General features: G+C 72.7%; 20 protein-coding genes and 1 tRNA gene. 12 read left to right on the plus strand and 9 right to left on the minus strand.

The genetic code is table 11. From position 1 onward, the window contains the following. Positions 1–118: integrase core domain-containing protein (locus tag JD276_RS15095; protein ID WP_200114248.1), on the plus strand; the 118-nt coding region annotated here is incomplete at its 5' end. Positions 119–297: 179 nt separating this feature from the next. Continuing rightward, positions 298–1,020 (plus strand): hypothetical protein, encoded by a 723-nt coding sequence (locus JD276_RS15100; protein WP_200116494.1) that lies wholly within the window; start codon positions 298–300, stop codon positions 1,018–1,020. A gap of 306 nt (positions 1,021–1,326) precedes the next feature. Here JD276_RS15100 and JD276_RS15105 read toward each other — a convergent pair. Next, positions 1,327–1,403: transfer RNA gene (locus tag JD276_RS15105), tRNA-Met, on the minus strand. Positions 1,404–1,565: 162 nt separating this feature from the next. On the opposite strand from JD276_RS15105, the gene JD276_RS15110 reads away from it, so the two are divergent. From JD276_RS15110 to JD276_RS15120, 3 genes are all read left to right on the plus strand, one after another. After that, positions 1,566–4,028 (plus strand): thioester domain-containing protein, encoded by a 2,463-nt coding sequence (locus JD276_RS15110; protein ID WP_200116495.1) that lies wholly within the window; start codon positions 1,566–1,568, stop codon positions 4,026–4,028. 39 nt (positions 4,029–4,067) lie between these two features. Further along, on the plus strand, positions 4,068–5,723 hold the full coding sequence (locus JD276_RS15115) for a S1C family serine protease (protein ID WP_200116496.1): 1,656 nt from the start codon (positions 4,068–4,070) through the stop codon (positions 5,721–5,723). A 103-nt stretch (positions 5,724–5,826) separates the two neighbouring features. Further along, entirely contained in the window at positions 5,827–8,268 is a 2,442-nt protein-coding gene (locus JD276_RS15120; RefSeq protein ID WP_200116497.1) for a CDP-glycerol glycerophosphotransferase family protein, read from the plus strand. A gap of 3 nt (positions 8,269–8,271) precedes the next feature. Here the strand turns inward: JD276_RS15120 and JD276_RS15125 are convergent, their stop codons facing one another. Then, entirely contained in the window at positions 8,272–9,315 is a 1,044-nt protein-coding gene (locus JD276_RS15125; protein ID WP_200116498.1) for a glycosyltransferase family 2 protein, read from the minus strand. 40 nt (positions 9,316–9,355) lie between these two features. Between JD276_RS15125 and JD276_RS15130 the strand changes: the two genes are divergently transcribed. Next, a complete protein-coding gene (locus JD276_RS15130) occupies positions 9,356–10,600 on the plus strand; it encodes a CDP-glycerol glycerophosphotransferase family protein (RefSeq protein WP_200116499.1) in 1,245 nt (414 codons plus the stop codon). A gap of 21 nt (positions 10,601–10,621) precedes the next feature. Here the strand turns inward: JD276_RS15130 and JD276_RS15135 are convergent, their stop codons facing one another. Then, positions 10,622–11,371 (minus strand): ABC transporter ATP-binding protein, encoded by a 750-nt coding sequence (locus JD276_RS15135; protein WP_200116511.1) that lies wholly within the window; start codon positions 11,369–11,371, stop codon positions 10,622–10,624. Positions 11,372–11,396: 25 nt separating this feature from the next. Then, positions 11,397–12,185 carry an ABC transporter permease gene (locus JD276_RS15140; protein WP_307866605.1) on the minus strand — a complete coding sequence of 263 codons (789 nt, stop codon included), beginning with the start codon at positions 12,183–12,185 and terminating at the stop codon, positions 11,397–11,399. Positions 12,186–12,383: 198 nt separating this feature from the next. Here JD276_RS15140 and JD276_RS15145 point away from each other — a divergent pair, with 198 nt between their 5' ends. The 3 genes from JD276_RS15145 to JD276_RS15155 all read left to right on the plus strand — a co-directional run bounded on the left by JD276_RS15145 (position 12,384) and on the right by JD276_RS15155 (position 15,337). After that, positions 12,384–13,412, plus strand: coding sequence for an ABC transporter ATP-binding protein (locus JD276_RS15145; protein WP_307866606.1), 1,029 nt, complete (start codon positions 12,384–12,386; stop codon positions 13,410–13,412). Further along, positions 13,382–14,950, plus strand: a complete 1,569-nt coding sequence (locus JD276_RS15150; RefSeq protein ID WP_200116501.1) for a hypothetical protein — start codon at positions 13,382–13,384, stop codon at positions 14,948–14,950. Before JD276_RS15145 ends, JD276_RS15150 begins: the two co-directional genes overlap by 31 nt. A 111-nt stretch (positions 14,951–15,061) precedes the next feature. Further along, a complete protein-coding gene (locus tag JD276_RS15155) occupies positions 15,062–15,337 on the plus strand; it encodes a DUF3039 domain-containing protein (RefSeq protein WP_200116502.1) in 276 nt (91 codons plus the stop codon). 91 nt (positions 15,338–15,428) lie between these two features. Here the strand turns inward: JD276_RS15155 and JD276_RS15160 are convergent, their stop codons facing one another. The 4 genes from JD276_RS15160 to imuA' all read right to left on the minus strand — a co-directional run bounded on the left by JD276_RS15160 (position 15,429) and on the right by imuA' (position 22,747). Continuing rightward, positions 15,429–16,751, minus strand: coding sequence for a nicotinate phosphoribosyltransferase (locus JD276_RS15160; RefSeq protein ID WP_200116503.1), 1,323 nt, complete (start codon positions 16,749–16,751; stop codon positions 15,429–15,431). A gap of 47 nt (positions 16,752–16,798) precedes the next feature. Next, positions 16,799–20,239 carry an error-prone DNA polymerase gene (locus tag JD276_RS15165; protein WP_200116504.1) on the minus strand — a complete coding sequence of 1,147 codons (3,441 nt, stop codon included), beginning with the start codon at positions 20,237–20,239 and terminating at the stop codon, positions 16,799–16,801. A 76-nt stretch (positions 20,240–20,315) separates the two neighbouring features. Further along, positions 20,316–22,001: a DNA polymerase Y family protein gene (locus JD276_RS15170; RefSeq protein WP_200116505.1), complete on the minus strand. Its 1,686-nt coding sequence runs from the start codon at positions 21,999–22,001 to the stop codon at positions 20,316–20,318. Next, complete coding sequence (gene imuA' / locus JD276_RS15175; protein ID WP_200116506.1) at positions 21,998–22,747, minus strand: DnaE2-dependent mutagenesis accessory factor ImuA'; 750 nt, start codon at positions 22,745–22,747, stop codon at positions 21,998–22,000. The genes JD276_RS15170 and imuA' overlap by 4 nt, the downstream gene beginning before the upstream one ends. A gap of 93 nt (positions 22,748–22,840) precedes the next feature. Here imuA' and JD276_RS15180 point away from each other — a divergent pair, with 93 nt between their 5' ends. The 3 genes from JD276_RS15180 to JD276_RS15190 all read left to right on the plus strand — a co-directional run bounded on the left by JD276_RS15180 (position 22,841) and on the right by JD276_RS15190 (position 25,604). Then, positions 22,841–24,184 (plus strand): hypothetical protein, encoded by a 1,344-nt coding sequence (locus JD276_RS15180; protein WP_200116507.1) that lies wholly within the window; start codon positions 22,841–22,843, stop codon positions 24,182–24,184. Positions 24,185–24,383: 199 nt separating this feature from the next. After that, positions 24,384–24,707 (plus strand): DUF2469 domain-containing protein, encoded by a 324-nt coding sequence (locus JD276_RS15185; protein ID WP_200116508.1) that lies wholly within the window; start codon positions 24,384–24,386, stop codon positions 24,705–24,707. Positions 24,708–24,989: 282 nt separating this feature from the next. Then, a complete protein-coding gene (locus JD276_RS15190; RefSeq protein WP_200116509.1) occupies positions 24,990–25,604 on the plus strand; it encodes a murein hydrolase activator EnvC family protein in 615 nt (204 codons plus the stop codon). Positions 25,605–25,673: 69 nt separating this feature from the next. Here JD276_RS15190 and JD276_RS15195 read toward each other — a convergent pair. Next, the coding region (locus JD276_RS15195; protein WP_200116510.1) for a tyrosine-type recombinase/integrase at positions 25,674–26,178 on the minus strand (505 nt) is incomplete at its 5' end.

Consider the following 26,178-nt stretch of genomic DNA (forward strand, 5'->3'; position numbering starts at 1 on the left):
CTCAAACGACGAGCGCACCGCAGCCCTTGACCCCTGGCTCGAGCACTACAACACTGGACGACACCACTCAGCCCTCGGAGGAAAGCCCCCGATCAGCCGACTGCGACCAACGCCCTGACCCGGTACATCTAGCGGGCCGCGCAGACGGTCGAGCCGCTCCGTCGAAAGCGGAAGGCCCTCGAGCAGGTTTCCTGATCGAGGGCCTTCCTCATGGGTGGGGCGGGACGTGAACTCACGACCTCCGGGATCACTCTGCGAGAATTGCAGGGTCCTGTCGTCGAGTCGGAGGGAGGGGCCGTGTCGCTCGAGCCGCTGAGCATCGGGGCCGGCCGCAAGATCGCCAGCGTTCTGGCCGGCATGACCCAAGCCGGCACACTCTTCGCAGGCTGGCTCATCGTCCCGCTCCTGCTGCTGCTCTCCGATCCCGCGGAACCGGAGGGACAACCGGCGCTGTTCATCCTGCTCGCCGCGATGATCGGGGCGGTGTCCGTCGGGCTGGGGCAACTGCTGATCAGGTCAGCCCTCGGACGGTCTCGGACCCGAGGAAGCATCGCGCACTACTCGCGCTTCCAAGTCGCCATGCTCGGCTCCGGCGCGTCGATCGGCATCGGGGCATCGGCGTTCATGTTCGGATCCGACCTCCTCGTCACCATCGCCCAGATCATCCTGGCGCTGCTGGTGCTCGCGGCGAGCGTGTTCTTTCTCGTCTGGCCGTCCAGACATCGCCAGATGCCGCGGCCGCCCCACTCCGGGATCTCGCTGGCCGCGGGCACGGTCACAGAGGATTGGGATCCGGGTGCGGCCCATCGGATCGGGGCCCTACGGCTCTCGGTCGTCGCGTTCCCCGACGAGCAGGGGAAGATCTGGTATGCGCGTCACCTGTACCAGCAGGCGTTCATGTTCCAGGGGGTGGTGGGTCAGGTGCGATATGAGAAGCGCCGCCCAGGTCATAAGCCGCGGTTCGTCCCGCCGCCTTCCCCGTTTGCAGCGGTCAGGTCCGGAGGCCTCGCGGCATCCTGAGCGATCCTGCTTCCAGGCGGCCTGCTCGAGCTCGGCCTCGAGCGCGAGCATGACTCCGCGCTGATACCCGCAGATCGCCAGCGCAGAACCCGCGCTCCTTCCTCAACCCAGCGGGTGCTCCGTCCACAGGTGGTGTCAGCGCACAGGGCAAGAACGACTGGTCGGGATGCCTCTAGCACCTGTCCTGCCGGGAGCACCCGTCGAGAGGAGACCGAGATCCAGCCCAGGGGCCGGCGCGTAGCCTGGGCGGATCGTCGAGAAAGCGGAAGGCCCTCGATCAGGTTTCCTGATCGAGGGCCTTCCTCATGGTTGCGGGGGCGGGATTTGAACCCACGACCTCCGGGTTATGAGCCCGGCGAGCTACCGAACTGCTCCACCCCGCGGCACAAGAATTAACTGTAGCACGGGTTCTCTCCGCACGCGAATCGTGGGTGTCAGACGTGCCCTACGGGCGTGTCGCGGCCTGTGGACAGCGCGCCCGCCGTGGCTCCCGTCTCCTCGAGCATGGGCCTGCGGCGGAAGCGCTGCCGCGTAGGGAGTGACTGATGACTGCTGTATCGAACCGACGCCGGGCACGTCTGCATCTGACCGGGCTGCTGCTCGCGGCGCTGTTCCTGGGATCCGCGACGACGGCGCTGCACCCCGCACCGCCGAGTTCCACGGCCGCCGAGCACGGCAACTTCGTGTGGTTCGGCGGCTGGCCGACCGGCTCGTTCCGCCTCGCCGGGGGAGATTTCGTCTACTGCATCGAACCGGGGACCAGCGAGCCCTCGGGGGCGCAGCGGGGTCCGGTAGAGGTGAGCGAGCTCCCGGGGTACACGGGGCAGCAGGCCGACGCCACGGGCTGGAGCGCCGCCGTGACGAGCGGGCCCGCCTCCGGCGAGGCGCTGCGGCACATCAACTACGTGCTCTCCACCTACGGCAACACCACCGATCTCGACACGGCGGCGTCCGTGCAGCTCGCGATCTGGATGCTGCGCGGCGATCCCGGCCTCGCCGCCTGGCTCGATCACCACCTGAACTGGGTGCGCGCCCACGGCGGCGAGCTGTACGTGGTGCGGGCCGCGCAGATGACTGACGAGGCCCGGGCGAGGGCGCTTCCGGCGCCCGACACGGCGCCGGCGCCCCTGGTCGTGACCCGTGACGCCGCGCAGTCGTCCCGGGGCGCCGTCTCGTACCCCGCGGGCACGACCGAGCTCCGGATCTCGGGCGGCGTCTTCGAGAACGGAGAGCGCACGTTGACCATCGGCGACGGCCGTGCGGGAACCGCGGGCTGGAGCGCCGAGCTGCACCCCGACGGATGGAAGCGCCGGCACGAGATCGAGATCGGAGGGGAGTGGAGCGTCCGGGTGCAGGGGTGGCCGGATCGAGTGGTGATGCACCCGGCGGTGATCCCGACCCAGCAGGGGCTCGCCTCGGGCATCGGGCCGATCTCCGAGACCCGCAGTGGAGACTTCGACCCCGTGCGTGCGGACTACGACGCCCAGTTCAGCCCGGTGCTCTCGACGCGCGTCGACGACGGCTTCGTCGAGCGGGACTCCGGGCGGTTCTCCGACACGGTCACCTTCTCGGTGGCGGAGGGCTCGGAGCCGTGGACGTCGCGCTCCGCGGCGGAGGGCGGAGCGGAGCACGCTCCGGTGGTCGCCGAGGGTGTCGTGTACGGGCCCTTCACGCACCCTCCGACCCCCGCCGCCGAGCCTCCCGCGGGGGCTCCCGTGGCCGGTCGCGCGCGGGTGGTCGCGGATCGCGGCCCGGGTGAGTACCGGGTGAGGGCCGACGCGCGCCCCGCCGAGTCCGGGTACTACTCCTGGGTGTGGACGATCAGGCAGCAGGATCAGTCCGCCGAGATCCGGGACGCGGACCTGCTCCCCGAGGGCTACCGGTTCAGCGACGCGTTCGGTCTGGGCGAGGAGGGGCAGATCGTGCCGACCGCCCTGCGCTGGAGCACGCGCCTCGTCGAGGACGAGCTGACTCCGGACCATCTGGAGCTGCGCGATCGGGTGACGCCGGAGCTGCGCCACGGCGCCTGGCTGCGCGATGAGAACGGCGACCGCATCCCCGCGAGGCTTCGACTCACGGTCTACCAGTCCGACGCCGAGCCCGAGCGGCAGAGCGCGCCGCCGGAGAGCGCGCGAGAGGTGGCCTCGGCGTTCGCGACGGTCGCGGAGCCCGGCCGGGAGGTCGACGTCGAGCCCATCCGGTTGGCCTTCGAGACCCGCGGATGGGTGAGCGTGCGCACCTGCCTCGTGGAGGAGGACCAGGATCCGGCCGCGCGGGGCCGCTTCGAGGAGTGGTGCGACGACTACGGGATCCCCGAGGAGACGGCGAGGATCGTGCTGCCCGAGGTCCGCACCGAGGCGCAGCCGACCGCGACCGTCGGCGAGACGATCTCCGATACCGCGATCGTCGCGGGCGCGGTGCCGAAGGGCGCGACGGTCGGATTCGACTTCTACCTGGAGGCCGAGCCGGGGCAGCCGAAGTACACCGAGCAGTGGCGGCCCGTGCGGGACGAGGACGGCTCGGTGGTGCGGTGGACCGAGGAGGAGCTGCAGGCCCTCTCCGAGGAGGAGCGCTGTCTCGTGCAGCCGGTCGCTCGGACCGCGAGAGTCGACGTCGAGGGGCCGGGTCGCGTCGTCTCTCCTCGGATCGTGGCGCGCAGCGCCGGGACGGGCTACTGGGTCGAGGACCTGACGATGCCGCACCCGGCGACGGGGGAGGCCGCCGAGCTCCACCGCGGCGCGTGCGGGCTGGAGAACGAGCGGACGGTGATCTCCGAGCCCGGGTCGCAGACGCCCGGCGAGTCGGGGACGCCCGGGCCCGGGAAGACCGCCCTCGCCGAGACCGGGGACGAGACGCCCGTCGCGGCCTGGGCGGCCGCCTCCGCGCTGTTGCTGCTGGGTGCGGGCGCCGTGGTCGTCGGGCGCGGCCGGGCCCGCCGTCGGGGCCGGCGGGGCGAAGAGGGGCCGGACGTGCAGAGCCTATGCAGTTCGCGCAAATGGTTTTCATAGGAATGCTCGCCAAGCTGGAGGCACGAGAAAGGGATACCCATGAGCCACACTCCTGAACCCGACCGGACGGCCCCCGGGGCCGAGGGCGCCCCGCAGGATTCCGCAGCCTCGCGAGCGGCGGAATCGGCGTCGCAGCACCACGAGGCGTCGCAGCAGCACGGACCGTCGCCGTCCTTCGACGGGCATCCCGCGCCGACCGGTGCGACGGCGCCGCTGCCGCCGGCCTCGGACGGGCGGCCCCAGCCGGGTGGGAGCTACGCGCCGCCCCCCTACGGCGCGGCCCCCGCGAGGGCGGCGGAATCGCAGCCGGCCGCCCCCGGGGCCCCGGCCCCGCAGCCGGAGCCGGCGTACGCGGTCCCCGGGTACGCCGCCGGACAACCGGACGCCTCCCAGCCGTCGTCGTACGACCCGGGGACTCGGGGAAGCGCCTTCGCCGCGGACGACCATGCCGGGACGGCGCACCCGAAGAGCCGGGGCGGCACGCTCGTCGCCGGGCTCGCGATCGGCGCCCTCGTCGGAGGACTCGTCGGCGGCGGAGTCGCGGCGGTCGTCTCCTCCAACGTCATCCCCCAGCAGAGCTCGGTGAGCGGAGCGCAGAGCGGAGCGGTCACGCTGAACAACCCCGAGACGGCCACGGCCATCACCGGAGTGGCGGCCGTCGCGATGCCGAGCGTGGTGACGCTCGACGTCTCGGGCGCCTCGGCGGCCGGCTCGGGATCGGGAGTGATCTATCGCGAGGACGGGTACATCCTCACGAACGCGCACGTCGTCACCCTGGACGGCGCGGCCGGATCCGACCCCACGATCCGAGTGAAGCTGAGCGACGGCCGTGTGATGGACGGCACCCTCGTCGGCACAGACCCCTACGCCGACGTCGCCGTCGTCAAGGTGGAGGCGGACGATCTGCCCGCGATCGAGGTCGCCGACTCGGACGAGCTCAACGTCGGCGATCTCACGGTCGCCATCGGCGCCCCGCTGAACCTGGCGAACACGGTCACCAGCGGCGTCGTCAGCGCCCTCAACCGGGGCATCTCCGTGGGCAGCCCGCTGATCCCCGAGGAGCCGCAGAGCCCCGACGAGTCGCAACCCGACGACAACGGGAACGGTCTGCCCTGGGACTTCCGCTTCGACAATCCCGACCGCGAGCAGCAGACCCCGCCCGAACAGCAGAGCACGAGCGGCGGTTCGGTCACCCTCCCGGTCATCCAGACCGACGCCTCCATCAACCCCGGCAACTCCGGCGGGGCGCTGCTCGACGGGGAAGGGCGCCTCATCGGCATCAATGTCGCGATCGCCTCGACGGGCGGCGACGCCGCGACCGCCGGCAGCGTCGGGCTCGGGTTCGCGATCCCCGCGAACCTCGCCACCCGGGTCGCCGACTCGATCATCGAGGGCGAGCAGCCCTCGCACGGCCTGCTCGGCGCGAGCGTCAAGGACTCGAGCGAGGACACGGACGAGGACGCCAACCACGCCGGCGGCCTGATCGTCGACGTCAGCCGCGGCGGCGCGGCTGACGAGGCGGGGCTCCGCGCCGGCGACGTCATCACGGCCGTCGACGGGGTGCCCGCGGCCGACGGCACCTCGGTGTCCGCCCTGATCCGCACCCACGCCGGCGGCAGCGAGGTCACGATCAGCTACACGAGAGGCGGCGAGGCGGCCGAGACGACGGCCACCCTCGGCACCCTCGAGTGGTAGTCGATCCGAGCCCCTGTGCGCAGGCCCTGCCCGCGCACGGGGGCTCGCCGCGTCCGCTCGGACCCGTCGGCGGCCCTCCTCCGGGTGCCCTACAGTGGAACAGGTGAGCACCGGCGGATTCCAGTTCGCGAGCGGCAACCTGGCGAAGCTGCTCGCCCTTCCCAAATACCTCCTCTCGATCCCGCTCGCATGGTTCATTCCGCGAATCCGGGACCGCTGGGTGTTCGGCAGCGGCATCGGCGTCGGCGAGGGTGCGCTCGCGCTCGCCAGGAGGCTCCGCGCCGAGCAGCCCGAGGCCCGCATCACCTGGCTCGTGGCGGATGAGGCCGAGGCGGATCGAGCACGGGCCGAAGGCTTCGACGCGCTGCCGCGTCGGGGACGTCGGGGATACTGGGCGACCCTGCGCGCCGGCCAGGTCGTCGTCACCCACGGCCTCGGCGACGCCAACCGCTTCGGGCTCTCCGGGGCGCTGGTCGTGCAGCTCTGGCACGGCGCCCCGCTGAAGCGCCTGCATCTCGACTCGCAGGTCACGACGGCCGTGCGCGGACCGGCGCCGGTGCGGGCGCTGCTGCGGCGCATGTACCTCGCGGGCTCGAGGCAGGTGGACCTGTTCGTCGCCGGCTCGGCGCTCGCCGCCGACCGGCTGCGGTCCGCGTTCCGCGTCGCACCCGGACGGGTGCGCGTGCTGGGAGACCCCCGCGACGACGAGCTCTCCGAACAGGCGCGCGACGAGGCGGCGTCGGAGCGGGCGCGCGAGACGGTCCGCTCGATCCTGACGGGCGCGCACGCCGGCGCCTCGGCCGAGGCGCGCACCGACGCGGACACCGAGGCCGAAGAAGCCGCCGACGCGGCTGCGGGGGAGACCCCGCTCGGCGGCCCCATCCTCCTCTACGCGCCGACCTGGCGCGACGGGGCGGAGGACCCCGCCATCCCGAGCGAGGCGGAGGCGGCGGCGATCCGCGAGACGCTCGAGACGCTCGGGGCCCACCTCGTCATCCGCTCGCACCCGCTCGGCGCGGGCGCCTACGACCATGTGCTCGGGGGGCGGATCCACGCCCTCGGCTCAGACCGGCTGCGCGACATCACGCCGCTGCTCGGCGCCTTCGACACCGTGATCACCGACTACTCCTCCGTCGCGATCGACTTCTCGCTGACCGGGCGCCCGATCGTGTGGTTCGCGCCCGACCTCGAGCGCTACGCCGAGAGCCGGGGCCTCTATGAGCCGCTCGAGGTGACGAGCGCGGGGCGGGTCGAGCGCGACTGGGCGGGCGTGCTCGGCCGGGTGCGCGAGCTGCTCGGCGACGGCGTCGCGAGGAGGAGCGCCGAGGCGAGGACGAGGGCGCTCGCGCAGCGCTTCCACGCCCATCCCGAGGGAGGCGCCGCCGGTCGGGTGCTCGAGGAGATCCGACGCCTCCGCACGCCCGAGAAGCAGCTCGTCCCCGAGGGGGCCGTCTTCTTCGAGAGCTTCTACGGGAGGCAGGTCGCCTGCAATCCGCTCGCGCTCGACCGCGAGATCGCGCGCCGCTTCCCCGGCGCGCCGCGCTTCTGGAGCGTCACGAGCGAGCGCCAGGAGGTCCCCGAGGGCGCCACCCCGCTGCTCGTCGGCGGCCGCGAGTGGTTCGCCGTGCGGCGCGGCGCCTCGTTGCTCGTGGTGAACGACTGGCTGCGCTACGGGTTCCGCCGCCGGCGGGGCCAGACCGTGCTGCAGACCTGGCACGGCACGATGCTGAAGCACCTCGCACTCGGCCGCCCCGGGGTGGGGCTGCGCACCCGGATCGCGATCAGGCGCGAGAGCCGGCGCTGGAGCCTGCTGCTCTCGCAGAACCCGCACTCCACGGCGCAGTTCCGCAGCAGCTACGCCTACCGCGGCGAGATCCTGGAGACCGGATACCCACGCGACGATCGGCTCGCGCGGGCCACGCTCGGCGACGAGCTGAACCCCGTCGAGGCGCGGACCGCCCGCGCGGCGCTCGGCGTCCCCTCCGACGCGCGCGTCCTCGTGTACGCCCCGACCTGGCGCGACGGGGGCGTCACGCTCGTGGACGAGCTCGACGTGCGGGCGCTCGCGGAGGAGCTGGGCGAGCAGTGGACGGTGGTCGCGCGGGGGCACTCGCGCACCCTCTCCTTCGGCAGGTACGGCGCGGCGGCTCCGCGGGTGATCGACGCCTCGCGGCACCCCGACGTGAACGATGTGATCCTCGCGGCCGACCTGCTCGTGACCGACTACTCCTCGATCATGTTCGACGCGGCGGTGGCCCGCGTACCGCAGGCCTTCTTCGTGCCGGATCTGCCCGCCTATCGCGATCGGGAGCGGGGCTTCACCTTCGACTTCGAGCGCGAGGCCCCGGGCCCGCTGCTCACGCGCCGGGAAGAGGTCGTCGCCTGCGCCCGGGCGCTCGCCGAGGAGGGGGCCGGGGCCGCCTGGGTGCGGGACTCGGGGCCGGCGGCCGCCGCGTGGCGCGAGCGCTTCGCCCCCCACGACGACGGGCACGCCGCGGAGCGCGTCGTCGACGCCCTCGTCGAGCGGCGGATCCTGCCGGCCTGAGCGCTACGCGCGCGAGCGGTCCACGGTGCGGCCCCCGCCGCGCACGATGCCCTTCAGGAACCCCGTGCCCCAGCTCAGGTGCATCGTGACCAGCGCGATCGCGCTCAGGATCCGGTCGCGCAGGCCGCGCTGATCCGGCAGGGTCGTCACGGCGAACGCGATGGCGAGCGCGTACGCCGCGGGGGAGAGGTGCAGCAGCGACCACCACGACGCCCACGGCGCGACGCCCAGGAACTGCAGCATCGCGAGCACGAGGCTCGCGGCGAGCGCGGCGACGAGACCGCCCGGCATGAAGAAGCGCCAGGGGTTCGCGCCCCGGTAGCGCCGCACCAGCACGGCGCGCCACGTGCCCGTCGCGAAGAACTGCCGGGCGAGGTCGCCGATGCTCGCCCGCGGCCGGTAGGTCACCCGCAGCTCGGGATCGAACCAGATCAGGCCGCCGCCCCTGCGGATGCGGAGGTTCAGCTCCCAGTCCTCGCCGCGCAGGATCGTGGGATCGTAGCCGCCCGCCGCCTCGACCGCCTCGCGGCGGAAGATGCCGAGATAGGCCGATTCCGCGGGGCCGGGAGTGCCGTCCCCGTGGTAGGCGCCGCCGCCGAGGCCGAACGGGCTGTTGTAGGCCCGGGCGATCGCCCGCTGCACGGGGGTGCTGCCGGCGGCCCGCATGATGCCGCCCACGTTGACGGCCCCGCGGTCGCGCAGGGAGCGGATGCCGAGCCGGGTGTAGTCGGGGGTGAGCTCGGAGTGCGCGTCGACGCGCACGATGACCGGGTGCCGGCTCGCGGCGATGGCGCGGTTGAGGCCCGCGGGGATGTCGCGCTCGGGGTTCTCGACGAGGCGCACGCGCGGATCCTCCCCGGCGAGGCGCGCGGCGATCTCGTCGCTGCGGTCGCGCGAGGGGCCGAGCGCCAGCACGATCTCCTTCTCTCCCGCGTAATCCTGGTCCAGGATCGTCCGCACCGCGGCCTCGAGGTAGTCCTCCTCGTTGAGCACCGGCATCACGTAGGAGACCGCGGGGAGTTCGGGCAGCGGCGGAAGGTCGATCATCCAATGATCTTCCCATCTTCGGCCGGGATATTCTGAACGGGTGCAATTGGCAAAGGATGCGAAGCGTGCGGTCCGTCTGGCGAGGCGGGTGCTCAAGGGGCGCCGGGCCTTCTTCGACGTGCGCTCGAGAATGGAATGGCGGCAGCCGCTGACGCCCGGGCGCTACCGGGTCGGCGTCTACTTCGCGGACAGCGACGTCAACCTGTACCAGATGCGGCAGTGGTACGAGCCGCTGCGGGATCTCTCGAAGCGGTGGCCGGTGCTCGTGCTGGCCCGCAACGCCTCCGGCGCCCGCGCCCTCATGGACGAGAGCGGCCTGGACGTCGAGTTCGTGCAGCGGGTCACCGACATCGAGCGCGTCATCGAGGAGCAGCCGCTCGAGGTGATCCTCTACGTCAACCAGAACACGCGCAACTTCCAGATGATGCGCTACGGCCAGCGCTGGCACGTCTTCGTCAACCACGGCGAGAGCGACAAGATGTACATGACGAGCAACCAGCACAAGGCCTACGACTACGCGTTCGTCGCGGGTGACGCCGCCCGCGCGCGGCTGTCGAAGGCCCTGTGGGACTACGACGTCGACGCCAGCACCCTCTCGATCGGCCGGCCGCAGGCCGACTACTTCACGGGCGAGCCGCCGTTCCCCGAGGACGACCGCACGGTCGTGCTCTACTCGCCGACGTGGGAGGGCGATCGCCCCGCCGCCTGCTACGGCTCCGTCGCGAGCCACGGCGAGACGCTCGTGCGCCGCCTCCTCGAGACGGGCCGACACCGCGTCGTCTACCGGCCGCATCCGCGCAGCGGCGTGGTGGACGCCGCCTTCGGCGAGGCGAACCGGCGGATCATCGAGATGCTGGGTGAGGCGAACAGGGCCGATCCGGCAGCGCACCACGTCTACGACGAGTCGCCAGCGCTCGGGTGGCAGCTCAGCCGGCCCGATGTGGCGATCTGCGACATCTCGGCGATGGTCTACGACCGGCTCGCGACCGGCAAGCCGCTCATGGTGACACGGCCGGTCGCACCCGAGGCCGAGGTCGACGAGGGCGGATACCTGAGCGTCTGCGAGTGGCTCGACGCCGACGACGCGGCCGGGGTCGACGCGGTGCTGGACCGGGTGATCGACGACGACGCGGCGCGCGAGCGGCTCGGCACGTGGTCGAGGCACTACTTCGGCGACACGGCGCCGGGAGCGCCGACGCGGCGCTTCCACGCGGCGATCGAGACGCTGCTGGCGAGGGCCGATGCGCATCGGGAGGCTGCGCCGGGCGAGGAGGCCGCCCGCTGAGGCGCGGAGCGCAGCCGCCGGCTACGCCGGGTGATCCTCGTTGTAGCGCGCGATCACGTCGTCGATGGGCCCGTCGAGCTTGAGCTCGCCGCGGTCGAGGTAGAGCCCGCGCGCGCAGAACCGCTTGAGGTCGCGCTCGTTGTGGGAGACGAGGAAGAGCGTCTTGCCCTCGGCCAGCAGCTCCTCGATGCGGCGGTAGCACTTGTTGCGGAACGCCTTGTCGCCGACCGCGAGCACCTCGTCGACCAGCAGCACCGGCTCGTCGAGCTGCGAGATCACCGCGAAGGCGACGCGCACCTTCATGCCGCTCGAGAGGTGCTTGTACGGGGTGTCGAGCACGTCGTCCGCGCCGGCGAAGTCGATGATCGAGTCGAAGCGCCGCGCGATCTCCTTCTTGTCGAGGCCGTGCAGTCCGGCTGTCAGGTTGACGTTGTCGCGCACCGTCAGATCCCCCACGAAGCCGCCCGTGATCTCGATCAGCGGGGCGACGCCGCCGTGCACGGCGACCTCGCCCTCGTCGGGCAGCAGCACGCCCGCCACGAGCTTCAACAGCGTCGACTTGCCCTGGCCGTTGCGGCCGACGACGCCGATGGCCTCGCCGGGGTCGACGCTGAACGAGATGTTCCGCAGCGCCCAGAACTCGCCGGGGAGGGATCTCCTGGAGCGACCCGCGAACAGATCCTTGAAGCTCCGCCGCGACCCCCGGTTGCGGCGGAAGCGCACGCCCAGACCGCTGGCCACGATGATGGGGGCACCCGCGGGTGCGGACACTCCGGTCGCGTTCTGCTGCGTCACGTTAGAGCTCCTTCAGGACGCCGCCGATGGCGCGGCGGAAGACGAGGATCCCGCACACGAGGATCACGGCGGTGATGCCAGCCGATGCTCCGACGAGCCCCCAGTCGAGCTGATCGGGGAAGAATCCCGCGCGGAAGAGCGCGAAGATCCCCGAGAGGGGGTTGATCCAGGCGAGGGGGCGGGCGAACTCGGGCAGATCCCCGGCGCCGTAGATCACGGGCGAGGCGTAGAACAGCACGCGCAGGATCAGCTTCGCGGCGCGCTCGAGATCCCGGAAGAACACCACGAGGGGCGCGACGAGCAGGCCGATGCCGAGGACGAGCGCGGCGAGCAGCACGGTGGCGACGGGGAACAGGAGCAGGCCCCAGCCGACGGACGCTCCGGAGAACACGGCGAACAGCGCCAGGACCGGGAGGCTCAGCAGGAACTCGATGCCCTTGGAGCAGACGATCCGGCCCACCCAGATCCAGCGCGGAAGCGCGATCGAGCGGACGAGCTTCACGTCGCGGAGGAACGCGCGCGTGGAGTCCGAGACCGCGCCGTTGAACCACACCCACGGCAGCATGGCCGTGAGCAGGAACACGATGTACGGAGACTCTCCGACGCTGCGGTCGAACACCTGGGTGAACACGAACCAGTAGATCAGGCTCATGAGCAGCGGGTCGAGGATCGACCACAGGTAGCCGAGCAGCGAGGTGGCGTACCGCACCTTGAGATCCCGCAGCGTCAGGAGTCGCAGCGATGACCACGCGATGCTGCGGCGGGTTCGTCGTTCGGCGGAGAAGGTCACACAGCTATTCTGCCCCCTGCCCGGCCGGGGCCCGGACATGTACAGCTCGGAGCCTCCAGGGTTTGGTAAGTTGGGTGGGTGCCGCCCAGAGAAACGTCCGCTTCGCCGGTCCAGGAATCCGAGACCGCTCCTGAGGCTCAGACGGGCGACGGCGAGGGGACTCCGGCGGCGCGTGCGGCAGAGAACGGGGCTGATGAGGTGACGGAAGTGCGTGCTGAGGGCGAGGACGCAGGAGCGGCGGCGACCGCTCCGCCCCCGCAGGGGTCGCAGGCGGGGGCTCCCCGGGTGCGCCCCAGCCGCACCCAGGCGCGCGCGTCCGAGGCCGCGACGGCGTCCGAGGTCGCGGAGGGCCGCGAGGCCGATCCGCAGCCCGAGCAGACCGCTCCCCGAACCGGCCGCATCCAGGTGCCCGTCCCCTCCGTGGTGCGCGCGCGCGAGCGCGGCAGGATCGCCGAGCAGAACCCCGTGGTGCTGCGCACCGAGGCGCTGACGAAGAGCTACGGCCCCGTCGTCGCCGCGAACGAGGTCTCCCTCGCGGTGCACGCGGGATCCTTCACGGGCATCGTCGGCCCGAACGGCGCGGGCAAGACCACCACGCTCTCCATGATCAGCGGCCTGAACCGCCCGACCTCGGGCCGGGTGACGGTGCACGACGTGGACGTCTGGTCCGACGGCCCGGCCGCGAAGCGCCTCATCGGAACGCTGCCCGATCGTCTGCGCCTCTTCGACCGGCTCACGGGGGCCCAGCTCCTCTACTACTCGGGCGTGCTGCACGGGGTCGAGGAGGCGTCCGTGGCGCAGCGCGTCGCCGAGCTCGCCGAGGCGTTCAGCCTCGAGTCGGCGCTCGGCCGCCTCGTCTCCGACTACTCGGCGGGCATGCAGAAGAAGATCGCGCTCGCCTGCTCGATGATCCACGCGCCCGAGGTGCTCGTGCTCGACGAGCCGTTCGAGGCGATCGACCCGGTCTCCGCGTCGAACGTGACCGAGATCCTCGAGAAGTTCGTGGCGGGCGGCGGCAGCGTCATCATGTCGAGTCACAGCCTCGACCTCATCCAGCGCGTCTGCGACCACGTGTCCGTCATCATCGACGGCAGCGTGATCGCCCAGGGCACGGTCGACGCGGTGCGCGACGGCATGAGCCTGGAGGAGCGCTTCGCCCACCTGACGGGTGCCGGAGACGCGAAGAAGGGACTGGAGTGGTTGCACGGCTCTGCAGACTCCGACTGACCCTGCTCGCGGCGACGTTCCGCGGATCATTCGCCCACGGCCTGAGAGCCGCGCTCGTCCTGGTGCTGCTGTTCGCCGCGGCGGTCGGGCTCGCCGCACTCCCGGCCCGCCTCGTCGTCGATGAGGGGTACCGCGCGACGATCGACGTGCTCGCCGGCACGATCGTCCTCGGTGCCGCGCTCATCGTGCCCGTCTTCGAGAACCGCAGGCTTCTCGAACCCCGTCAGTTCGCCGCGCTCCCGGTCAAGCCGGCCGCCGTCGCCTGGGCGCTGTTCCTCACCACGGTGCTCAGCTGGCCCTTCCTGCTGCTGCTCGCCTGGTTCGCGGGGCTGCTGGTCTTCCGCCCCGAGTGGCGGGGAACCCCGATCCTCGCCGTCGCCGCGCTCCTGCTGGGGGCGCTGCTGGCGATCGCGTTCACGCGGGTGGCATCCGCCGCCTCGCAGCTCGTCATCGGGCCCGATCACGCCGGCGTGATGCGCGCGGTCGGCGTGCTGCTGCTCGTCGCGTTCCTGCCGGTCGCGGTGTTCGCCGTGGCGACCACCTTCGGCCCCTCGGAGAGCTCCGCCGTCGAGGCCGCGGCGGTCATGGGATGGACCCCCTTCGGCGCCCCCTTCGCCGGGCTCGCGCTCGCCGCCTCGGGCGACACCTCCGCGGCGCTGCTCCGCCTCGGCGTGGCGGCCGCGGCGCTGCTCGTGCTCCTCGCCGTGTGGTTCCCGCTCGTGCGGGCGTCCAACGAGCGGGTCGACCGCCCCTCCGACCCCGCGATCGCCCGTCGCGGCCTGGGGTGGTTCGAGCGGTTCCCCGCTCGCCCGGCGCCGGTGATCGCGGCCAGAGCGCTGACCTACTGGGCCCGCGATCCGCGCTACCGCGTCGCGCTCGTCGCGATCCCCTTCGCGCCGATCGTGATGCTCATCGCGTTCTGGGTGGCGGGTGCGGATCTGCCGATGCTCACGCTGATCCCGCTGCCCGTGATCCTGCTGCTCCTCGGGTGGTCCCTGCACAACGACATCGCGATGGACTCCACCGCCATCTGGGAGCACGTCGCGAGCGGGATCCGAGGCCGCGAGGACCGCTGGGGCCGCCTCGCGCCGGTCATGCTCGTCGGCCTGCCGCTGGTCCTCGTCGGATCGAGCCTCACCGTCACGGTGCTCGGCGACTGGCGCGTGCTTCCCGCGGTGATCGGCATGAACCTCTCGATCCTGCTGGTCTCGGCGGGCGTGTCGAGCCTCTTCTCGGTGCTCATGCCGTATCCGGCCACGCGGCCGGGGGACAGTCCCTTCGTGCAGCCCCAGTGGTCGGGATCCGGATCGGGCCTCGCCCAGACCCTCTCGATGCTGCTGGCGCTGGCGCTCTCGGTGCCGCCCGTGTGGTTCGCGGCCTGGGCGATCCTCGACATCGAGTTCGCGCCGAACATCTGGGCGCTCCTCTTCGGCGCGGGCTACGGCGCGATCGTGCTCGCGGCCGGCGTGCTGATCGGGGGCCGCGTCTTCGACCGCAGCTCGCCCGAGCTCATCGCGGTGACGCAGGTCTTCGACTGATCCGGGCGCGCGGCGGCGACGCCGGCTCGAGTGCGGTGCTGGACAGACCTCGGCGCCGGCGGCACGCGGCGGCGGGTGTCGGGTCGGCGCCGGAAGGCGTAGAATCGCGGTATGGGACTGTTCTCACGCGATAAGGATTCCGGCCCGGCGGGCGGCACCGACGTGCTCGATCGCGAACTCGAGAAGCTCCTCGAGGATGCGCAGATCGAGGACGGCGACCACGAGCGCTTCTCGCACTACGTCCCCAAGGACAAGATCCTGGAGTCGGCGGTCACGGGCAAGCCCGTGCGCGCACTGTGCGGGAAGAAGTGGACCCCCTCGAGGGACCCCGAGAAGTTCCCGGTCTGCCCCGAGTGCAAGAAGGTCTACGAGCGCATGAAGAAGTAGCGCCGCCCGCGGCGCCCGCCCGGGTGCCCGGCTGCGGCACCACCGCCCCGGGGATCCCGGGCGGGAGCGACCACCGCACCCCGCGAGCCGGTCACCGGTACTCGGTGGGAATCGCGGGGTCGCCGCGGGTGAGACTCATCGCGACGTGGGGGAGCTCCGCGACGCGCAGCCGGTGCCGCTCGCGGGCGGCGGCGATGCCCTCGGAGCCGGTGTGACCGGGCTGCACCTCGCCCGCGCGCACGAGCGGGACGAGCACGTCGCGGGCGCTCGCCCCGAGCTCCTCGCCCTCGGGCGCCCCGCCGGGGCCGTCGCCCAGGAAGATCGCCTCGGCGGTGGCGACGCCCCTGCGGTCGTAGAGCCGGCGCACGCTCTTGCGCCCCCCGACGGAGACCTTGTCGGCGGACTTCTTCGCGACCGACACCCAGTTGCCCGCGTCGTCGGTGCGGGCGACGAGCTTGTAGACCATGCCCATCGTGGGGGTTCCGGATCCGACGACGACGGAGGTGCCCACGCCGAAGCTGTCGACGGGCGCGGCGGCGAGCGCCGCGACCGTGTACTCGTCGAGGTCGTTGGTCACGGTGATCTTCGTGCTGGTCGCGCCGAGATCGTCGAGCAGCCTGCGCACCTGGGCGACCACGATGGGCAGATCCCCCGAGTCGATGCGCACGGCGCCGAGCTCCCGGCCCGCGACCTCGACCGCCGTGCGCACGCCCTGCTCGATGTCGTAGGTGTCGACCAGCAGCGTCGTGCTGGGACCGAGTGCCGCGACCTGCGCCTCGAAGGCGTCGCGCTCGCTGTCGTGGAGCAGCGTGAAGCTGTGCGCGGCCGTGCCCATGGTGGGGATGCCCCAGCTGCGGCCCGCCTCGAGGTTCGACGTCGCGCTGAACCCGGCGATGTAGGCCGCCCGGGCGGCGGCGACGGCGCTGTACTCCCCGGTGCGGCGGGAGCCCATCTCGGCGAGGGGCTTGCCGTTCGCGGCGTGCGACATCCGCGAGGCGGCCGTCGCCACCGCGGAGTCCGCGTTCAGGATGCTGAGCGCCACCGTCTCGAGCAGCACCCCCTCGGCGAAGCTCGACTCGACGGTGACGAGCGGTGAGCCGGGGAAGAAGACCTCGCCCTCCGGATACCCCCAGATGTCGCCGCGGAAGCGGAAGTCGGCGAGCCAGTCGAGCGTCTCGGCGCGCAGGAAGCCCCGCTCCCGCAGCCAGTCGAGCTCCTCGTCGGCGAAGCGGAACCTGGACACGGCGTCGAGCAGTCGCCCGGTGCCCGCGACCACGCCGTAGCGACGCGCTCCGGAGAGGCGCCTGGCGAACAGCTCGAAGACGCTGTCGCGGTCGGCGGTTCCCGCTGAGAGGGCGGCGTCGACCATGGTCAGCTCGTAGTGGTCGGTGAGGAGCGCTGTGGAGGTGGACACGTCGCCAGCATAGCGGCGCGGGCCCGGTGCGAGGCACCCGGGCCGGCTCAGCGGAAGTCGCGCGAGGAGACCCCGGCGGGGGAGTGGAGCGGTTCGAAGTGGCTCGCGATCACGTTGACCACACCCTCGGGCGACCGCTCCAGCGTGCCGCGCACGATGAGCGCGGGGGACGATCGCGCGACATGGCGGTAGCGCTCCCACACCTTGGCCCACGTGACGACATTGACGCTGCCGGCCTCGTCCTCGAGGGTGACGAAGGTGATTCCGCCAGCGGTCTGGGGGCGCTGGCGGTGGGTGACGAGGCCCGCGACCTCCACGATGCGGCCCGCGCCCACGCGCGCCACCCCGTCGGACCTGACGGTCCCGCGGGAGTCGAGCCCGTCGCGCAGCAGCGCGAGGGGGTGGATCCCCGAGGTCACGCCGGTGGTCCACAGATCGAGCTCCGTCTGCTCGGCCGGGCTCAGGAGCGGCAGCAGCGGGGGTTGCACGTGCACGGCGATCCCCGGCAGGAACCGTTCGCGGTTGTCGGCGGCCCGCTCCGCCGCCCAGAGCGCCTCGCGCCTGCCGAGCCCGAGCCCCGCGCAGGCGCCCGCGGCGGCGAGCGCCTCGAGTCGCGAGCGGTCCAGATCGGCGCGGCGCGCCAGGTCGGCGAGATCCGCGAACGGCCCCGCCCGGCGGGCCCGGACGACCCTCTCGGCGGTCTCGGCGTCGATTCCGCGCACCGCCGCGAGCCCGAGCCGCACGGCGAAGGCCCCGTCCCGGCGGTGCCTTCCGCCGTCGTCGGGGGCGCTCGGATCGAAGGGGCCCGGCCCGGGCTGCTCCGCGCTCGTGCAGGAGTCCAGCCCCGTGGGTTCTGCGCCGAACCGGCCGTGCCCGGCGGGGCGGAGCGCCTCGAGCGTCGCCTGGGCCTCGGAGCGCTGCACGTCCGGCGGTCGCACCTCGACGCCGTGCCGGCGCGCATCCTGCGTCAGCGAGCTGGGCGAGTAGAACCCCATGGGCTGCGCCTGCAGCAGCCCGGCCAGGAACGCGGCGGGGTAGTGGAGCTTCAGCCAGGAGCTCGCGTAGACCAGCAGGGCGAAGCTGATCGAGTGGCTCTCGGCGAAGCCGAAATTGGCGAACGCCTCGATCTGCGCGTAGATGCGCTGGGCATCCGCCCCCTCGAGACCGTTCCGCTTCATCCCGGCGAAGAGCTTCTCCTTGAGACCGTCGATCCGCTCCTCGCCGCGCTTCGAGCCCATGGACCGCCGCAGCAGGTCGGCGTCCTCGGAGCTGCAGTCCCCGATGGCGGTGGCCATCTGCATCAGCTGCTCCTGGAAGAGCGGTACCCCGAGGGTGCGCTCCAGCACGGGTTCGAGCAGCGGGTGCGGGTAGGTGATGACCTCCTCGCCGTTCCGGCGCCGCAGGTAGGGGTGCACGGCGCCGCCCTGCATGGGACCCGGGCGGATCAGCGCGATCTCGATCACCAGGTCGTAGAAGCGGCGGGGCCGCAACCTCGGCAGGGTGTTCAGCTGCGCCCGGCTCTCGAGCTGGAACACGCCGACGGCGTCGGCCCGGCAGAGCATGTCGTAGACGGCGGGCTCCTCCTTGGGGAGGGTATCGAGACTCCACTCCTCGCCCGTCGCGCCCCGCACGAGATCCATCGTGTAGCGGAGCGCGCTCAGCATCCCGAGCCCGAGCAGGTCGAACTTCACGAGCCCCATCGCGGCGCAGTCGTCCTTGTCCCACTGCAGCACGGTCCGCTTCTCCATTCGGGCGTGCTCGATGGGGCAGACCTCTCCCACGGGGCGCTTGGTGAGGACCATGCCCCCCGAGTGGATCCCCAGGTGCCGCGGAGCCTTGAGCAGCTGCTTCGCGAGCGCCACGACGGGTTTCGGGATCGCGCCCCCGCTGGCCTCCGCATCCTCGTCGATGTCCCGTCGGCGCTCCAGACCGCGGGTCCAGGCCCGCTGCTGCCCGGGCCCGTAGCCGAGCGCCTTGGCGGCGTCCCGCACGGCGGCCTTCGGCCGGTAGCTGATGACGTTCGCGACCTGGGCCGCGCCTCGGCGCCCGTAGCGCTCGTAGACGTACTGGATGACCTCCTCCCGGCGCGCGGAGTCGAAGTCGACGTCGATGTCGGGCTCCTCGCCGCGCATGCTGGAGAGGAAGCGTTCGAACGGCAGGTTGTAGAAGACGGCGTCGACGGCGGTGATCTCGAGCACGTAGCAGAGGGCGGAGTTCGCCGCGGATCCCCGACCCTGGCAGAGGATGCCGCGATCCCTCGCGTACCGTACGAGATCGTGGACGATGAGGAAGTAGCCGGGGAAGTCCTTCTCCTCGATCACCGCGAGCTCCCGCTCGAGGCGTTCGACGACGTCCGTTCTCCCCGGCCCGTAGCGGCGCTCGGCGCCTTCGGAGGCGAGCCGGCGCAGCCAGCTCATCTGCGTGTGCCCCTCGGGCACGTCGAGATCGGGCAGGCCCGGGGTCGCCGAGCGCAGGGGGAACGCGAGCTCGCGTGCGAGCTCCGCGGTGCGCGCGACGGCCGCGGTGTGGCGATCGAACCTGCGCTGCATGGCCCGGCCGGATCGCAGGTGCGCGGCCCCCGTGGCCGGGAGGAACGGGTCGAGCTCGTCGAGGCCGCGCCTCGCCCGCACCGCCGCCACGGCCTCGGCGAGCGGAGCGTCGTGCCGCCTCGCGTAGTGCACCGCGCCGGTGGCCAGCGTGGGGAGCGATGCCTCCGCGGCGAGGGCGGCGAGGCGGTCGCAGCGGTCGTCGTCGCCCGGGAGGCCGAGGTCGGTGAGCTCCACGAACACCCGGTCCGCGCCGAACAGCGCGGTCAGCCGGTCGAGCTCGGTCCGCGCCGCTGCCGCGCCGTCGGACCGGTTGGATGCGGAGTCGAGCGCCCGGCGCACCGTCCCCTTGCGGCACCCCGTGAGGATCGCCCACTCGCCGCTCGCGGAAGCGGCGAGCTCTTCGAGGTCGTAGCGGGGGCGCCCCTTCTCTCCTCCCCGCAGCTGGGCCTCGGTGATGGTGGCGGAGAGCCGGTGGTAGCCGGAGGGGCCCCGGGCGAGCACGAGCAGGTGGGAGCCCGCGGGGTCGGCGACGCCGAGCTGGGGGACGTCGAGCCCCAGAGAGAGCTCGGCTCCGTACACGGTGAGCAGCTCGGGGTGCGCCATGGCGGCCTCCGCGAAGCGCGCGGCGCCGTAGAAGCCGTCGTGATCCGTGATCCCGATCCCCGTCAGGCGCAGCCGCGCCGCCTCGGCGACGAGCGCCTCGGGGGACGAGGCACCGTCGAGGAAGCTGTAGTGGGAGTGGACGTGCAGTTCGGCGTAGGGGACGGCCGGCTCGTCCGGTTCGGTCGGATCGACCGGTGAGTGAGGCGCGTCCGGCTCGGCCTTCCCGCGGCGTCCGTGCGCTCGGCTCTCCCCGGGCGCGCCGGGCGCCGATTCCTGGCGTCCCGACAGCGTGCGCTCGAACTCTCCCCAGGGGAGCGAGGAGTTGCTCCAGTTCATGCCCGGTCCTTTCTCAGATGCGCCGGCGATGCCGCCGAGCAGGCCCCCGAGGAGATGCTCGCGCCCTCCTCCCGGATCACGCGTACCTGCCTTCCGCGAACCACCTCCCGCTTCGATGCAGCAGCAGCCAGGCATCCCCGTCCTCGAGCTGCACCTGCAGGCGGAACCGTTCCGGCTCCTCCTCCCACCAGCGTTCGCGTATCGGCCACGGGCGGGACCATCCGACCACCGCCGCCAGCGCGGGCGTCGTGGAGACGCTCAGTCTCGCCGGAGGAGCGGTCAGCCGGTCCTCATCGTCGATCCCCACGGAGGCGCCGCCGCCGTCCAGGAGGGCGGCGCCGACTGGGGAGGGGAACACCGTGCTCGGGGATGGCGCGGGGAGGTGCCCCGGCCAGGGGCCGCTCCGATCCGAGCGACGCGGTCGGTGCCGGGCGCCACCCGCCGGCGTGGTGCCCCACGGGACGAATCGCTGACGGTCGGCGGCGAGCCTGCCTCCGCTCAGCTCCGCGACGACGACGCCCTCGTGCCCGAGCATGCTCTGCACCCGGCTGAGGTGGTGGTGCACGCGCTCATCGGCATCGGACGACCACAGGCCGGGCTCATGGGCGGCGGCGCGGTCCGTGCGGGCGGGTGCCAGAAGGACGCGTGCGATGCCGGCTCCGCCGCGCTCCGCGCTCCGCGGAAGCGACGCGGCCTGCCAGCGCACCCGGTTCACCACGTCGGCTCCGGTGAAGTGCTGGGGGTGCGCCCAGCTGCGCTCGTGGCGGATGCCGATGTCGTCGGTGAGCTCGATGCGGATCTCCGTGCAGATGAGCGCCTCCTCCCTGAGCCCCGACACGAACTGCTCGGCGAGTGCGCTGCACGCGAACGCGAGCTGGTCCGCTCCGTCGAGCGGCGGCTCGAAGGAGAGGTGCGCGGCGAGCTCCCTGGCGGGAGGCCGAGGCCGGACCGCGGCGGAGGGGTCGCCGGCCGTGCTCCGGGCCGAGGCGGTGCGGTGGATCTCGAGACCGGGCGTGCCGAACCGCTGCCGCACGGCGTCCTCCGGAATCGCGGCGAATGCTCCGAGCGTGTGGATGCCGAGGCCGGTCAGCACGTCGCAGAGCTCCCTCGGAGCCGCCCGGGAGATCGGCAATGCGCTCAGAAACCTCGCGGTGTCCTCGCTCGCCACGATGCGCACGGACTCCGTCGGAGCCTGCACGCCGGGATCCGCGGACTGCGCCCGGGCGGCCTGCTCCGCGGCGAATCGGCCGTCGGCGAGGCCCGCCCTGGCCTCGGCGAAGCCGAGGTCGGCCGCGAGGCCGAGAACGGCTTCGGCTGCAGCGGGCTCGCCCCCGTAGTAGCGGGCCGGCCCGCGGGCCCGCATGGCGCAGAGGCCGGGGCGGATCGGGTCGATGCCGGGAACGAGGCCCTCGACTGCGGAGAGCACCGGTGCGAAGCGCCGCTCGTCGACCTCGGGGTCGTGGGGGAGCAGTGCGATCTCGGGGCACCGCAGCTGGGCCTCGCGCTCGCGGATGCCGATGCGCACTCCCCGGGCGCGTGCGGGCGCGGAGCACGCGACGACGCGATGCTGGGCGATGAGCGCGACGGGGGCCGGCGCTTCCCGTCCCCCGTGCTCGTCCGACGGCCGCGTCGGCTGCGCCGACTGGCGGGCCCGCTCCGGCTGCTCCGGCTGCTCTCGCCGCTCCTCCTGCTCGAGGCGGTGGGCGTGGATCGGCCAGTCCGGGATCCAGAGCACGAGCACCCGCTGCGTTCCGCCGGTCATCCGAGGGCCCCCGCAGCCGTATCGACATCCGCGCGCCTCGCCGGGGAGGATCCGCCGGAGCCGGTCGGGGGCCGCCCCGATCCCGCTGCCCGCGCCACCGGATGGAGGAAGGGGACGGGAGCGCTCTGCGGCGACGGGGACAGCCTGCCCGAGTCGAAGCGCACAGTGTGCCGGCGCACCCCGCGGCGATCCCGCGTCTGCACCGTCAGCTCCTGCGCCTCGAGGCGGCCGTGCCCCTTCCCGAGGCCCGACCAGCGGATCCCCGTGACGCGCAGAGCGCTCTCGGGGCGCGGCCAGTCGCCCATGACCACGAGCGCCGAGCCGTGATCCCGAAGCCGGGCGGCGACGCGCTGGATCTCGCCGTGCCCCGCCGTGCGCGGCGCTCGCAGCAGCACCACCGTCAGGGTCTCGCTGAGCGTCCCCGCGATCGCGAGGGCGTGCCGGCCCGGATCCGGGATCAGGACGCAGCGGTCGAGCGCTATGCCGACCCCGGCCGCGGCCTCGGCTCCGAAGCCGGGGAACCCGACGATGCCGCACCAGGCGCCCGACGACGACGCCTCCGAGAGCAGCGAGAGCGCCAGCAGGGCCGACCCCTGCACGGAATAGCTCGCCCCCGTGCGCAGCGCGCCCGCCGGCAGGAGGCCGCGGAGCTCCGAGGCCGTGGGAAGCGCGCGGTCGTCGAGCTGCAGCGGCTGCATCTCGGCGATGCGCCGCTGCAGCGTGCGCACGGTCGCTGAGGCGGTCATGGAGACATATTCGAACATGTGTTCGAATATGTCAATCGGGACTGCGCGCGTCGCGAGCGCAGGCGACAGCCGTGAACTGCATATGATTGACCTGTGGGTGAGGGGCGGCGCGACGAGCGGGGCGACGCCCGGGACACGGGCGGTGGAAGCGCCTGGGCGCCGACCCTCTGGGCCCTCTGGCCCTGGGCCGCGTGGCTGCTCCCTGTGGCCCTCGTGCTCATGCGGCTGCCCTCGGGCGGCTGGGAGACGCTCATCCTGCTCTTCTCGGCGCCGCTCTGGTGGCCCGTGTGCGCCCTGCTCGCGCTGCTGCCGCGGTTCGTGCTGCGCCGGCGCGGATACCGTGCGATGCCGACCTCCGTGGGCCTGGCGATGCTGGGGTGCTTCTGGGGGCTGCTCGCGGTCTTCGCCTCGCTGCGCGCGACGGGGGACAGCGGATCCCACGATTCCCCGATGCGCGAGCTGCTGCCGTGGATCCCGCAGCGCGTCGAGGACATCACCGCGACGCTCGGGGCGATCGTCGTGCTCGTCTCGTGGATCGTCGCTGCGGTGGGCGCGTTCGTCCTCCCGCGCTCTGCGGGCGGGGGCTCGGCGGCGTCGAGTCCCCGGGCCGGCCGGGATGCGGACCCCGACGCGGCGCTTCCGGCTGCGGGAACGGGGCCTCCGGCGCGCTCGGGCGAGGGCCTGCTCGGGATCGGCCTCTTCGCGATCCCGATCCTGCTCGTGCTGGTGGTCGCCGGCGTCGACCGGGTCGCCATGCACGGCGAGGCCGACTGGGCCGGCGAGCGCGAGGTCGACGTCGCCGGCCTGTCGTCTCGGGAGGGCGCCGCACGGCAGGAGCGGCACTGGGAGGCCGCGCAGGAGGCGCTGCAGCCCGCGCGGTGCGCGATCGACGAGGCGGGATGGCTGACCGGCACCTTCGGTGGCGTGCGCGTCGAGGACTCGGGACCGGAGCCGCACGGGTATACGGTGGCAGTCTCGTGGGACTCCATCGTGGAGGGAGCGCCCGACGAGGTCGGCGAACGCGTCCTGGCGATCGTCGAGGGCGAGGGCTGGCGGCTGCACGGGGAGGCCGGGGGGACGTGGGGGCCGATCCCGGAGCGCGAGGTCGAGACCGACGACGACGGCTCGGTGAACTGGGTGCGCTACAGTCTGCGGAACGACCGGGGCTACTCGCTGATGCTCACGGCGGGACTGCCCGAGGAACCGCGGTACAGCAGCAGACCCCTTCCCCCGCCGGGAAGCGCGATCATCACCCTCCGGGTCGAGAGCGGGCCGTACTGGCTCGAGAGCCGTGGGAACGTCGACTGGGATCGAGGCACGCCCTTCGCGGAGGCGGAGCCGCTGTGGGCCGACGATCCGCCCGTCGTCTTCGCCTGCGACGAGTGGCCCGAGCTGCGGCTCGTGGAGAACCAGCCGCTGACGGTGGATCCGCGCTGACTCTCGCCCGACTCGCCGGGCGGACGGCGATCCGCGGGCCTTCGACGAGCGTGTCGTCGAGCGTGTCGACGAGCGTCTTCTCGAGCGCCTTCTTGAGCGCCTTGCGGAGCCTCCTGCGGAGCGAGGAATCTCGTGCGAATCGTCCCGCGAGCGTCGTCGGGGGGTTCACGCGCGTCGCGCAGCGCGTAGGATGGGGAGGATGAATGAAGACGACCTGGACGATTACGAGCGCGAAGCCGAGCTGTCGCTGTTCCGCGAGTATCGCGACGTCGTGAGCCAGTTCCGCTACGTCGTGGAGACGGAACGCCGCTTCTACCTCGCCAACGAGGTGGATCTGAAGCGCCAGGACGCCGGCAGCGACTTCTACTTCGAACTCACGATGAACGACGTGTGGGTGTGGGACGTCTACCGCGCCGACCGCTTCGTGAAGTCCGTGCGCGTGCTCACCTTCAAGGACGTGAACGTCGAGGAGCTGTCGGCGCACGAGTTCAAGCTGCCGCAGGAGCTCGCACTCGACGAGTAGGGACGGATCCTCGCCCCGCGTTCGCCCCGCCCCTCGCTCCGCTCCGTGGGCCGCGGTGGTGGCCGCGGTGGCTGAGGCTCCGAACGCTCACCCGCCGCTTCGCTCGCTGGGCTGCCGCGGTGGCGGCACCACGGACGCAGTCGGACGCTGCGCGTCCTTGGTGCGCCCATGCGCGTCCTCCGCGTTCGTCCACACCCCGCGTCCGTGCCCGAAGCGTGGCGCGTCGTCCACAGGAGCGGAACCCAGGCTGCGGCCGCTCGCGGGGTCTGCGAGAGTCGGCCCATGCTCACGTCGACCCGCCGCGCACTGCTCCTCGTCCTCCTCGTCGGGGCGGCCGTTCCCGGGCTTGTTCCCGGGTTGGGTTCTGATTCCGGGATCGCTCCTGTTCCCGGGCTCGTTCCCGTTCTCGGGCCGGCTCCCGTTCCCGGGCTCGCTCCCGTTCTCGGGCCGGCTCCCGTTCCCGGGCCGGCTCCCGCAGCGGAGCGGCTCGGAAACGGAGACCGCTGGGCGCCGCCGCTCGGCCGGCCGCTCGTGCTCGCCGCGCCGTTCCGCGCGCCTCCGCACCCCTACGGGTCGGGTCATCGAGGCATCGACCTCCCGGCCCGGGCCGGTGCCGTCATCGCCGCCCCGGCCACGGGCAGCGTCTCCTTCTCGGGAACCGTGGCGGATCGCGGGGTGATCTCGATCAGGGTCGATGGCCGCACGGTGCTCTCGATGGAGCCGGTGGAGACCGAGCTCTCGGCGGGAGACGTCGTCGTGCGCGGGCAGCCGGTGGGCGAGGTCTCGGCCGGCGGTCACTGCGGGGACGAGTGCCTGCACCTGGGCGTGCGCGTGGACGGCGAGTACGTGAATCCCATGAGGTACTTCCTGAGGCGCCCGATGCTCCTGCCCTGGTGACCAGCATCTGCGAGGGTCGGAGATCTGCACCGAGCCTGGCGTTCGGGCTCCGGCCGGACCTGCCCGGACTCAAGCCCGGGGATGGGCCTGCCGGTAGCTCTCGGCGAGCCGTTCCGTCGAGACGTGCGTGTAGACCTGCGTGCTCGCGAGGCTGGAGTGGCCCAGCATCTCCTGGACGACTCGCAGGTCGGCTCCGCCGTCGAGGAGGTGCGTGGCCGCGGTGTGCCGGAGCGTGTGCGGGCCGCGCGGGCCGCCTCCCGGCTCCGCCTCCAGTTCGCGCGCGACGAGCCGGTACACCGTGTGCGTGCCGAGAGGACCGCCCCGGTTGCCGAGGAAGAGGACGGAGGCGTCGGAGCCGGCGGTGGGCGGCTCCGACGCGGGCGGGGGAGCGCCGGGGCCGGCTCGGCCCGGATCATCTGCGCGAGCAGCGAGCAGCGGGCGCGCCGCGGAGAGGTACCGCTCGAGGGCCGTGGCTGCCGGACGCCCGACGGGCACGACGCGCTCCTTGTCGCCCTTGCCGTGCACCCGCGCGGTGCGCTCCCGCAGGTCGAGGCCGTCGAGCGGCAACGAGCTG

This window comes from Leucobacter chromiisoli, from assembly GCF_016522505.1.
In the GTDB taxonomy this organism is placed as follows: Bacteria; Actinomycetota; Actinomycetes; order Actinomycetales; family Microbacteriaceae; genus Leucobacter; species Leucobacter chromiisoli.